Below are 12,617 nucleotides of genomic sequence, written 5' to 3' on the forward strand. Positions count from 1 at the left end.
AAAAGGAATTTGAAACAAAAATATTTAATTTAAATAAAAAAATATAATATATTATAAAAATCAAGTAGGGAAATTATGTCATTGAAAAACAGTATTTTATCCAAAAGCAATCAATTCAATCACTACAAAAGTGAAGCTGAAAAACTGAAAAAGGAAAATGAGTCCTTAAAAAAAGAAAATGAACAAATGAATAAGAAATTCAATATTAATAAGAATGATTTAATTTCTCAAGAAAGATTCAGCAAAGGAATCAGCGTAATTATCCCTACATACAATGGAGAAAATCATATTAAAGGATTGCTTGAAAGCATTGAAAACCAAAGCTTGTCTTCCGAACAATATGAACTTATTTTTATCATAAACGGCTCCCTTTATCCAACAATAGAAATCTTAAATGAATTTATGGAAAAGAATCCTGAAATAAATGTGAAAATTCATTTTACAAAAGTAAGTGGAGCGGGAAATGCAAGAAATATTGGAATAGATCTTGTTAAAAGAGAATTTACTACTTTTGTTGATGATGATGATTTTATAAGCCCAAATTACCTAGAAAAACTTTTAGAACATTCAAAAGAAAATCGTATTGTCATGAGCAATTTCATTGACATTGATGAGGAAAGCCATGAGGAAATGGAATCTTATGTACTGCCTTTTTCTAATAAAGAACATGGAATAATCAAGGAAGCTCCTGTAAAATTTGCAAATCTTGCTTCAATCATCACTGCAAAAGCAATACCAAGTTCAGCGATTAAAAGCACAAAATTCAATACTGATTTGGAAAATGGAGAGGATATCTCCTATTATGGCAGATTATATTCAAAATTTGACTTTGAATTTTATGTAATTGACAGAAATGAGGAAGCAATATATTACAGACTTAAAAGAAGCTCATCAGTTTCAAGACAAGAATTATCCTACGAATTTAACATATTGGGAAGATTAAAAGTCATTGAGGATTTAAATTCAAGTTTAGAACATGCAGAAAGTGAAAAAATACAAAAATACATCAAGATTTGTTGTGGAGGACAAACAGGACTTATGAGAAAATACTTGAATGAATACCCTGAAGACAAAAAAAAGGTTCTAAAAGAGATTGAAAAACACAATTTCAAATATTTCCCATACAATAAATTGGAAAAATAGTTTTAATAAATTGAAACTAAATAAAATTAGGACATTAAAATAGCTAAAAATAAAATAAAAAAGAATAAATACTATTTTTAAAAAATAAATAATAAAACTAAATAAAAAATAAAATAAAAAAAGAATAAAGAACTAAAAACTAATTTAAGCCCTGAACATTGATTCCAATCTTTCAATTGTATCAATATCATCTAAACCTTTATCAGTTCTAATTCTTTTAACAACTGGGAAACGTAAGGAATAACCTGCATCATATTCAGGACTCTTAACAATTTCAGAATAGGATATTTCAAATACAATCCTTGGGTGAACAGTAATTCTAGTTCCCTTTTCACTTATTTTCAGTTTTTCCATCCTTTCAGTAAGATTTGCCAAATCATCATCAGACAAACCGGTACCTACATGGGCAATTGTCTGCAATTCATCATTTTCATCACGAAGAGCTATCTGATAGGATCCAATAAAGTTTCCTCTCTTTCCAATTCCCTTAACTCCCCCTACAACGACTGCATCCAATGTTTCAGGTTCTGCCTTGAATTTCAACATCTTCTTACCACGGATTCCAGGAATATAGGGTTCAGAACAATTCTTAATCATTATTCCCTCATGTCCCCCTTCAAGGGATTTATTGAATAGGTTTACTGCATCATCAATATTTTCAGGCCCTACAAACACACTGTCACTAAGGTTTAATTTAGGATTTGAGCAATCTACAATACTTTCAAGAATCTCACGACGTTTTTTGATAGGTTCATCAACAGTAGCTTCCTTAAAGTAGATTAAATCATATAAAAATATTTTGATAGGAACCTTTTTCATAATCTCCTCAATATCATATTTCCTTCTCACCCTTTGCAATACTGTCTGGAATGGAAGAGGTCTGCCATCTCTAAAACCGATGATTTCACCTTCAAGAATGAAATCCTCATCAGGCAAGCCTTCACGGATAATCTTTATTGCATCTGGAAAAGCATGAGTTACATTTTCCAATTGACGGGTAAATAAAGTGATTTCATCACCATTTTTATGGAATTGAGTACGGAAACCATCATATTTTGTCTCACAAAGTGCACAGCCCATTTCCTCAACACTGACTCCAATGCCTTCAGACAATTGAGCAAGCATTGGCTTGACAGGCCTTCCAGGAACTAAAGTAAGTTTTTTAAGACCTTCCTCACCTTCTTCCTTAGCCACTTTTGCAACAAGACCTAAATCATTTGTCAACATATGTGCCCTTTCAGAAACAGCCTTGTCAACATCAAAAGCAACTGATATTGCATCCCTTAGAATACCTTCACCTACACCAATCCTAAGCTCTTCAAGGATAGTTCTTGTAATATATTTGGCTTCAACTGCAGAAGCAGAGGATAAAAGTTCCAAAATATTTGAAATCTTCTTGGCAGTTGATCTGTTTCCGGAAATCTTAGCCAATTTTCTTAATTGATTATAAACGAAATCAACTGTTAAAGGCTGTGAAAAAAAGGTCATTTGAGTCTTTTTGGAGTACAATTTCTCTGCAGCGGCCCCAATATCCCCTTCATCACGTACAGCATCTTCCACTGTATCCACTGAAACACCTACAACATCTCCAACAGCCTTCATGATTAATTTATCGCCGATTCCCTGTTCATCTTCACTCCAAGAAGGGAAAACGCGACCTAAAGCCATCAATGTTATTTTTGGCAAATCATCAATTTCCACTGTTTTAAAAAAATCAGCAAGAATAGCTGTTTTCTCCAATCTTTTTGTAGTTGCACCTAATGCTTCATAAACATTAACAAGTTCCTGATATTTCATATTAATCCCTCTTTAGTTTTATGAATTAATATTTTAAACAATTTAAGTTAAATTTGAATTAATCATTTAAATCCAAATAATAATTTAGTTAAATTTGAAATAAACATTAAATCTAAATAAAATTTAAGTTAATTCTGAATTCATTAAAAATAAATCCCTAATAAAATTTAAGTTAATTCTGAATTCATTAAAAATAAATCCCCTATACAATTTAAGTTAATTCTGAATTCATTAAAAATAAATCCCTAATAAAAATGTAAACATGCTCATTTAAAAAGCTTTTCAATTCCATGACAAAAAATCTTGATTGTCCCTTGAAAAAGTAAAACTCTGATTAAAAGTCTCCTTTTGCAATCTTAACAGCACAATATTCTCCGCACATTGAACACATTTCCTCGTCTTCCAATTCACACTTGTTTCTGTAATGACGAGGTTTAACCTTATCAAAGGCCAAATCAAACTGTCCTTCCCAATCGAAGTTTCTTCTTGCATGTGCCATTTTACTTTCCTTTTCCCATGCAATATCCAATCCTAAAGCAACATCTGCAGCTTCTGCAGCTATTTTACTAGCAATTACACCTTCCTTTACATCCTCAAGGGAAGGTAATGACAAATGTTCAGCAGGAGTTACATAACATAAAAAGTCTGCACCGCTTGAAGCCGCAATAGCTCCGCCAATAGCTGAAGTGATATGATCATAACCAGGAGCCAAATCAGTTACAATAGGTCCTAAAACATAAAATGGAGCTCCATGACATAGGGTTTTCTGAATCTCCATATTTGACCTTATTTGATTTAATGGAACATGACCTGGTCCTTCAACCATTGTTTGAACCCCTTCATTCTGGGATCTTTTAACAAGTGTTCCAAGGGTGACCAATTCCTGAATTTGGGAAGTGTCTGTTGCATCCAAAAGACAGCCTGGACGTAAACCATCACCTAAAGATAATGTAATGTCATATTCCTTTGCAATTTCAAGAAGATAATCGTAATTTTCATATAAAGGATTTTCCTTTTCATTGTGTAAAATCCAAGAAGCAAGGAAAGTTCCTCCCCTACTTACAATGCCCATTACCCTTTTAGCCTTTTGCAATTTATCAACCAAATCCCTGTTGATTCCACAGTGAAGTGTCATGAAGTCCACTCCGTCCTTTGCCTGGTGAATAATGGAGTTAAAAATATCATCCTCATCCATGTCCACAATTTCCTTACCCTTGTTTAAGGTGATTACACCAGCCTCATAAATAGGTACAGTTCCTATCGGCACATCAACAGAAGACATAATCTTTTCTCTAAATTCCAATAGCTTTGGACCGGTACTTAAGTCCATTATTGCATCAGCACCAAAATCAACAGCCAGTTTAGCCTTTTTCACCTCCAAATCAATATCCTCGATTTGATTGGAGGAACCTATGTTTGCATTAATTTTAGTTGATAATCCCTGACCAACACCACAAGCCTTTGTCTCACGATTTACGTTTTTAGGAATTACTATAGTCCCATTAGCTACTCCCTTTAATATCTTTTCCACATCTACTCTTTCATATTCAGCTACAGCCTTCATTTCAGGAGTAATATTACCTTTTTTAGCTTCAGTCATTTGAGTCATTAAAGCACCTTTTTTCTTTTTGACAAAATGAATATTTTTATAATCTTAATAATCTTTTTAAATTTGAATTTTATATTGAATTTTGTTAAATTAATCAAAAAATGACCAATCCTCAATAATTAAAACAAATTAATCAAAAAATGACTAATAAACAAATCTTAAAATAAATTAATCAAATTACCAATCAAATATTTTAAAAAATACTTAAAAAATCGATAATTTATAACATATTAAAATATGTATCTTATTATTAAATAAAGTTTGTATTAAGAATTTTAAAAATAAATTTTATACAATTTTAAAAGATTAACTGAGAAAATTAAACAATCGATAAAAAAGATTCTTAAACTTAAAAAAATGAATAGAAAAAGAATTAAAAGAAAAATTAAAAAATGAATTAATTAATAAAAATAAAGAATTAAAATAAAAATTAAAATAAAAATTAAAAGAAAAATTAAAAGAAAAATTAAAAAATGAATTAAATTAATAAAAATAAAGAATTAAAGAATCATTTAATTATTCACTATAATCTGCGTCTAAAATTGCATCAAAGTGATAATCAGGATACAAAGCAATTATTTCTGCTAAAACCTTATTTCTTATGTCTTTAGCGTCTGCCTTAAAGTCAATAATCAAGTCAAAAGTTACCAGATTAACTCTTTCATCAAAATAAAATCCGTGCATTTGAATAATATCAGGATAATTAGCCACAATTTTAGTTAAATCCTCTTTAATCTTTCCAGATTCTCCTGTTTCAGTGTTTGATGCATAAATACCTACAGTTAGAATAATACCATATTCTCCATAAATACAATATTGAATTTCCCTTGTTAACTTATGAATCTCACGTGCACTGATGTCATCCCTAAGTTCAACATGAACAGATCCCATCAATTGTGTAGGACCATAATTATGCAAGGTCAAATCATAAACTCCTAAAACCTCATCAAATGAAGATATTTTTTCCTTAATCCCATCAGTAATTTCATTATCGACTCTAGAACCAATCATACTGCTTAAGGTTTCAGATAACATTTCAATAGCTGCCTTTATAATTACAAATGCAATGATTGTACCTAAAATCCCTTCCAAACTAATTTTCCAAAATACACTTATGATAGCTGCAATCACAGTGGATAATGACAATACAGCATCAAAAAATGCATCACTACCTGAAGCAACCAAAGCCTGAGAATTGATTTCCTTTCCAATGTTTTTCACATATCTTCCCAAAATGAATTTAACGACAACTGCAACAGCAATGATAAATATGGATACAAAAGTATAGTCTGCAAGGCTTGGATTAAAGATCTTAGGAACGGATTCCTGCAATGCAGTAATACCTGCCAACAATACAATCACTGCAATGATGATTGATGAAAAGTATTCAATTCTGCCATAACCATACGGATGATTTTTATCCGGATTTTTTCCAGCCAATTTAGTTCCAATAATTGTAATTATTGAAGATAAGGCATCAGTCAAGTTATTTACAGCATCCAAAGTAATTGCAATACTGTTTACCAAAATGCCTATAGTTGCCTTAAATGCAACAAGAATTAAGTTTACAACAATTCCAATAACACTGGTTTTTACAATGATCTTATCCCTTTCCATAATAAACCTCAAAATAATTTTTAAAACAGTCCTAATTAATAATTGGATAAGATATTATTTAAATATACATAATATGATTATTAGATAAGATATTAGTCAAATATTCATAATTTTAATCATATGAACTAAATAAGTTCAAAAAATAATAGAAATATTAAAAACAATACTAAAGAAACAATACAAAAACAATAAAAAATGAAATAAGTTCAAAAATAAGAAAGTCTAAAAAAAATCGGAAAATAATGGAAAAATTTTAGAAAAAATATAAAAAAAGATTACAAAATAATGAAAATTATAATAAAAATTAAAAAATATTCAATGTTTTATCAAAAGTATTATTTAAAAATCCAAGAATAATGACTAAAAAGTATACATTATTCAGTAAAAATCAGAATTATTATGCATTTATTCAAAAAATAAATAAAACTTATATGTTAAGAAAATTATACATATTACTATCTACTAATGAGGAAATAAAATGGATGAAGACACCATCTTTAACAACAAGAATAGTTTTCTTATTTCATGGTATAAATTCAGAAAAAGCTTTGAAAAATTCTTTAGAGATGCTAGTACAGACCTAGCCATAAATCCTGCAGAAATAATGTTTATTTCTGAAGTGTACTATCATGAAGGAACCAGTCAAAGGGAAATAGCAAAAAATCTTTATGTATCCGAAGCAAATATTGCAAAAACCTTTAAAAAATTAGAAGAAAAGGGATTAATCTATAAAACCATAGATAAAAGCAACAATACCCGTAGACAATTATACTTAACCGAAAAAGGAGAAGACTTCTTTAAAGATACAATAAAACTTTATAAAGAGTTCCAAACATATATTTTTGAAGGATACACAGAAGAAGAAATCGCAACAATGAAAAAAATCATGCGCGAAATCTCAGACAAATCTATTGACTTTGTTAATTAAAATAAGAAAATCAATGCATTCCTAATTTTTTTTAAAATAATATTTAACCAAGTTACATAATTGGCAAATAAATAGGCATAGAAAATCATTGAAATAATAAAAAAAAGAATTAATTTAAATTTAAAAAGTGAAAAAGAATTAAAATAAAAAAAATTAATAAAAAAAGAACTAATTTAAATGAAAAAAGTGAAAAAAGACTATTTAAACTAAAATAATAAAAAAAGAAACAATATAAATGAAAAAAGTGAAAAAAAGACTATTTAAACTAAAATAATAAAAAAAGAAAAAATTAATTTTAAAAATAAAAAAACTAAGATTCAATCTCAATTTCCTCATTTTCATAATTAGAATTTAATAAAACATCATTACTCTTTTTACCCTCTTTTTTATCTAATTTGATTACTAAAACATCCTCTTCAATAGCACCAGGATCCTTTTCGATACATTCTTTAACCTTAGAAGTGATTGCACCGCCATCCTCATTGTCAATCATGTCAACAAGTTCCACCTGTTTTTGGAATCTTTCAACCCCTTCCAAAGGAAGGTTATCAACAAAAGGAATAGCTCCTGTAGCACCATTAATTTTCTTTTTCTCAGGATCACAACCGTTTTCATGCAATGCCTTAAAACTTTGACCTGTAATGTGTCCCTGCACTTCAGCACCGCAAAGTATTAAAAATCTGATGTTTGGATTGGAAATAATATTTGCAACAACCTTTTCAATTCCTAAATTTTCAGTCTTGCAAGGCCCTGCAATAGCTGCACCAGCAGCTGCAGGAATGTCCTCATTGTGAGAAGCCAAGGTGGTTACAGCAACAGGGCTTTCAGGATCTCCAACAATATAATCTCCACTTACTACAGGCCAAGTAGCAGAAGTTGCTTTCTTTTCTACCATAATTTATCCTCCATTTTTAAGTTTTATTTAAAAAAAGAATTTTAAATATTTAATTTTAAAAACAATTAAAAATTCTATAATATTGAATTATAAAAAAGCATATTTAAAGATTATGTAACTATTAAAGGGTAAAAAGTAACAAAAAGAGAAAATAAGACCAATTATAGCATAATTAATAAAAAAGAGAATATAAATAGCATAAAAAGAAAAATAAATAAAGTACAACCCATTAATAAAGTAAAAATAGGATAAAAATAGAATAAAAATAGAATAAAAATAGAATAAAAATAAAAATAAATAAAAAATATAAAACGATGAAAAAATAAAAAAAGAAAAAACACCTAATTATGGATTAATAAAACATCCATGTCGGCGTTTTTAAGTACTTTCTCTGCTACACTTCCGATTACGAACCTATGAATTCCACTTCTACCTGAAGAAGCAATAATAATTAAATCAACATCTTCCTCTTCAGCAACTTTTAAAATAGATTCGGAAGGGAAACCTACTTCAACAACTGTGCTAACATTAATGCTGTCATCAAATGCATCTTTCATTGATTTAACATAGTCCTTAGCCTCATCATAGGATTCCTGATTAGCTTTTTCAATATCCTTTGATCTTTGAAAAGTGGTTTTTCTCAATTGAGTAGCAACAGAAAGAATAATTATCTCTCCACCTTCAGCCAATAATTTACTAGCTCTTTCAATTTCACGAACAGAATATTCAGATCCATCAGTTGGTAATAAAATTTTTTTATACATAATTCCACTCAAATTTAAACTAAAATTGTTAAAAATCTTTTATATAAATCCCTATTATATAATATGTTCACCATACAATATAAATATACTTAAACAAGGCAAATTTTTTTAATCAATAATGAATAATAATGAACATTATAAAATAAATTTACAATAGCGATTAAGAATTTGAAACATAAAAATAAGAAAAAATAAAAAATAAGCCAAATGCCAAGTAAGCATTATCTTTGCTTTAAATCAAACAAGAAGCGCCTATAAACTTATGCCAATTAAGCATTATTTTTGCTTTAAATCAAACAAGAAGCACCTATAAACTTATGCCAATTAAGCATTATCTTTGCTTTAGATACTTATGAGTTTGGACAGAGAGTTTAATATTTTCCAATCTTGGGAAATTCTCCCTAATCAGATTTGCAATCTCAACGTCCCTATTGAATTCAGGCTGTAACCAAATGGTCTTGTCATAATTGTATTTTTTCTTTAATTCGTTTATTTCATCAATATCTTCCTGCTTTTCTATTACAAACTTGAAATAAACATTATCATACTTATAATAATTTTTAAAGACCTCTTCCTTATTTTCCTTAGGGCTTACCACATAATCAATTTCAGAAAGATATTCAAAGATAGAACCGTTTGTTTCCATCTGAACATGGATGTCTTCAGGCAAATCATCAATCAAACGAGTAATCTCTTTCATCTGCAGTGTAGGCTCTCCGCCGGTTATGATAAGTGTTTTAATATTATTGAACTCCATTTGAGTCAATAAAATCTCCAAAACCTCATCAACAGACAAAATTTCATATGTTGAAATATCAGTATCACACCATTCACAGTTTAAATTACAGCCATAAAGACGTAAAAAGCTTGCAGGAGTTCCTACATAAGGTCCTTCACCTTGAAATGATGTAAATATTTCACTGACTTTAATTTTAACCACCTAAAAACATTATTAAAATTTTAAAAAAAATAAGAACAAATTAAACTTAAAAACTCAAAAAAAGATGAAATAAATAATAATTTATTCCATTGGTTCATAAGTTACTCCAGTTTCAGGAGTTTCATAAACACTTACACTTGTAAGGCAATCGATTTTGTCCTTTAAACCGTCATAGAAGAATTTGCTCATTTCCTCCATTGTAGGGTTTTCGGAATTCATGAATTCATTTATATTCAAATGATCAACACCGATGAACTCATTGAAGATTGCTTCAATATCGTAAGTGTCCATAATCATATTTCTATAATCCAAGTCTTTATAAGGAGCCTTAAGAGTTAAAATAATTTTATATTGGTGTCCATGCCATTTGGTACATTTCCCACCTTGATCTTTTAATTTGTGACAACCATAAATTCTATGTTCTGATACTAAAGTTAACATAATAATACCTCTCTAATCAATAATTTAATAAAACAGTTTTTAATTAATTAATCTAATCAAAATTGGAATTAATCAATACCCAATTCCTTTTTAGCCTCTTCAATAGCTAAACAAAATGAAAAATTAATCAATACCCAATTCCTTTTTAGCCTCTTCAATAGCTTTTATTCTTGATTTACAACTAAAACATTCACCGCACGGAGTTCCGTCATCATTTACATAACAACTCCATGTCTTTTCAATAGGAACTCCCAATTCTATAGCAATCTTTACAACATCCTTCTTGTCAGTGTCAATGAAAGGAGCCCTGATTGGAATGTATTCATAATTGTTTACCTTATTCAATTCATTTATCTGATTTAAAAATTCAGGAGTTGTGTCTGGATAATCCCCAACATCCGCCTTAATTGCGCCATAATAAACCTCTTCCAAATCATTGCTTATTGCAAAGGCAGTAGCAAGTTCAAGCAAAATTGTATTCCTGCTTGGAACTACAGTATTGATTGGTTCTGAAACATTGTCATTATCCTCATCAGTTAAACTGCTGCTTAACAAATCAACAATGTTTCTTATATCAAAGACACGGTGGCTTACATTATTCATTGCACATATCTCGCTTGCCCTTTCAATTTCAATAGCTGCCTTTTGACCATAATTGAAACTGAGTGCAGTAACCTCATTTCCTTCATCCAATAATTTATATAATAATGTAGAGGAGTCCAATCCTCCAGATAATATAAGAACTACTTTTTTAGCATCCATAAAGTTTCACCATCTTGATAAACAAAATATTGAAAATATTGATAAAATTTAATAAATAATTAATTTTTTAAAATGAATATATAAAAATTAAAAAATTTAGAAATAGCTATTAAAAAAATATTGATTTAAAAACATATAAATGTAACTAAAAATTAGGGAAAAATAAATAAAAATCCTATAAGAAGCATGCTAAAATTAATTAAAAATTTAAAAATTAAATAAAATTAAATAAGAATTTAGAAAATTTAAAAAGAAAAAATAAATTAAATTAAATAAATTAAATAAAATTAAAAAAGAATAAATGAAATTAAAAAGAATAAATGAAATAAAAATTAATTAAATTAATGGATTAGGAGATTTTGAATTTCCAGTTTTCTTTTTTGGTCCGCCAATCTTATCCAATCTTAATTTAACAAATTCTTCACCAGCCTCAGTAACTGCAATGATTGGAATGGAAGTTCCTACTGAAAAATCATCCCTTTCCTCTGCAATTTCCCTAATGTGTTTTGATGCACATCCGGTTATTACATCAGCATTTTCAAAAATCATTTCTGCACCTTCCCTTGAAACTCCGGAAGTGTGAACTGTAAAAAGATAAAAGTTTACATCATCATATTCCCTTTCAAGTTCCCTTAAAGCCAAGGTGTCTTCGGGAATTGCAATAGTAACTGCAATATTCTTATAACCATTTTCAATAGCTAATTTAGCACCTTCAAGCTGATTGATTGATGCGTTTTCACTGTCCAAGACATGATTTGGACCAAACTCTTCCATAATTTCTGGAATTGGACTTGTGCTTACAAGACCTGAAACCCTTCCTCCAACTCCTTGAGCCAATTCACCTTCACATACCAAAACGGTTCCACAACCTTCACAAACCATTACTGCACAATCAATTAAATTGTCATTGAGAAGAGTGGAAAGAATTTCAGAAATGCCAAATGACAAAAAGTCCTTTAACCTTAATTGGCGATTTTTCTTGCACATTCCAAAATCATCTATTCTGAATTGAATATTTTCAGCAATTGCCTCTTTTGTTAATTTCTCTATTCCCCTATGTTTTGCAAATAAAGGACAGTAATCAATCAATGGATCTTCAACATCCACAACCTTACCATCTCTGACAGTAACTCTAGCTTTCCCCAATGCTTCAATAACATGTTCCTCCATGAAAATACCTCATTTTAAGTTTAAACTAATTAAAATCAATTATTATTCAACCCATCAAAAACTTAATAAATAAACTTATTTTATTTGCCATAGTATAAAAGTTATTGCAAAAATAGAAAATAAAATCATTAAGGGATTAATAAAAAAACTAAAAATAGTTAAAAATCATTAATAAATCAATGAAAAAAGATTAAAAAAAAAATAAAATCATTAATGAAACAATGAAAAAAGATTAAAAAAAATAAAATAAAATCATTAATGAATCAATAAAAAAAGATTGAAATAAAATAAAAAGAGAAAGCCAAATAATAAAAGTTTAGATAAAAAAGGTATGAAAATTATCTAAACTTTTAATTGGCATATAGGTGTTTAAATGTTTAAAGATATCTAATGTAAAAATAATTATTTAATTAATAATTTAAATTATTTAAATCTTTAAGCGATAATATGAGATAATATTTGAATTTGAGAGGTTGATAAATATTTTAAGAGCTTAATAAATATTTTAAGAGGCCGATAAATATTTTAAGAGGCCGATAAATATTTTAAGA

At 28.8% G+C, this 12,617-nt stretch carries 11 protein-coding genes; 2 read left to right on the forward strand and 9 right to left on the reverse strand.

The features are described 5' to 3' along the window. Window positions 1-75: 75 nt before the first annotated feature. Window positions 76-1,143 (forward strand): glycosyltransferase family 2 protein, encoded by a 1,068-nt coding sequence (locus Q0138_RS06195; RefSeq protein ID WP_297982130.1) that lies wholly within the window; start codon window positions 76-78, stop codon window positions 1,141-1,143. Window positions 1,144-1,287: 144 nt separating this feature from the next. Here the strand turns inward: Q0138_RS06195 and Q0138_RS06200 are convergent, their stop codons facing one another. The 3 genes from Q0138_RS06200 to Q0138_RS06210 all read right to left on the reverse strand — a co-directional run bounded on the left by Q0138_RS06200 (window position 1,288) and on the right by Q0138_RS06210 (window position 6,166). After that, on the reverse strand, window positions 1,288-2,940 hold the full coding sequence (locus Q0138_RS06200; protein WP_297982132.1) for an ATP-dependent DNA ligase: 1,653 nt from the start codon (window positions 2,938-2,940) through the stop codon (window positions 1,288-1,290). Window positions 2,941-3,274: 334 nt separating this feature from the next. Then, window positions 3,275-4,549, reverse strand: coding sequence for a phosphomethylpyrimidine synthase (thiC, locus tag Q0138_RS06205; protein WP_297982133.1), 1,275 nt, complete (start codon window positions 4,547-4,549; stop codon window positions 3,275-3,277). A gap of 516 nt (window positions 4,550-5,065) precedes the next feature. Next, window positions 5,066-6,166 carry a cation diffusion facilitator family transporter gene (locus tag Q0138_RS06210; RefSeq protein WP_297982136.1) on the reverse strand — a complete coding sequence of 367 codons (1,101 nt, stop codon included), beginning with the start codon at window positions 6,164-6,166 and terminating at the stop codon, window positions 5,066-5,068. A 478-nt stretch (window positions 6,167-6,644) separates the two neighbouring features. On the opposite strand from Q0138_RS06210, the gene Q0138_RS06215 reads away from it, so the two are divergent. Beyond that, window positions 6,645-7,094, forward strand: a complete 450-nt coding sequence (locus Q0138_RS06215; RefSeq protein WP_297982138.1) for a MarR family winged helix-turn-helix transcriptional regulator — start codon at window positions 6,645-6,647, stop codon at window positions 7,092-7,094. A gap of 310 nt (window positions 7,095-7,404) precedes the next feature. On the opposite strand, the gene mtrA is transcribed toward Q0138_RS06215, so the two are convergent. The 6 genes from mtrA to Q0138_RS06245 form a co-directional block, all read right to left on the reverse strand. Continuing rightward, on the reverse strand, window positions 7,405-7,989 hold the full coding sequence (gene mtrA, locus Q0138_RS06220) for a tetrahydromethanopterin S-methyltransferase subunit A (protein WP_297982140.1): 585 nt from the start codon (window positions 7,987-7,989) through the stop codon (window positions 7,405-7,407). 341 nt (window positions 7,990-8,330) lie between these two features. Beyond that, on the reverse strand, window positions 8,331-8,753 hold the full coding sequence (locus Q0138_RS06225) for a universal stress protein (protein ID WP_297982142.1): 423 nt from the start codon (window positions 8,751-8,753) through the stop codon (window positions 8,331-8,333). Window positions 8,754-9,084: 331 nt separating this feature from the next. Then, complete coding sequence (locus Q0138_RS06230; protein WP_297982144.1) at window positions 9,085-9,693, reverse strand: 7-carboxy-7-deazaguanine synthase QueE; 609 nt, start codon at window positions 9,691-9,693, stop codon at window positions 9,085-9,087. 81 nt (window positions 9,694-9,774) lie between these two features. Next, entirely contained in the window at window positions 9,775-10,134 is a 360-nt protein-coding gene (locus Q0138_RS06235; protein WP_297982147.1) for a 6-carboxytetrahydropterin synthase, read from the reverse strand. Between the two features lie 123 nt (window positions 10,135-10,257). Then, complete coding sequence (queC, locus tag Q0138_RS06240; protein ID WP_297982148.1) at window positions 10,258-10,896, reverse strand: 7-cyano-7-deazaguanine synthase QueC; 639 nt, start codon at window positions 10,894-10,896, stop codon at window positions 10,258-10,260. A gap of 336 nt (window positions 10,897-11,232) precedes the next feature. Continuing rightward, window positions 11,233-12,066 carry a methanogenesis marker 8 protein gene (locus Q0138_RS06245; RefSeq protein ID WP_297982150.1) on the reverse strand — a complete coding sequence of 278 codons (834 nt, stop codon included), beginning with the start codon at window positions 12,064-12,066 and terminating at the stop codon, window positions 11,233-11,235. Between the last annotated feature and the right edge of the window lie 551 nt (window positions 12,067-12,617).

The organism is uncultured Methanobrevibacter sp. (assembly GCF_937906425.1).
Lineage (GTDB): Archaea > Methanobacteriota > Methanobacteria > Methanobacteriales > Methanobacteriaceae > Methanobrevibacter.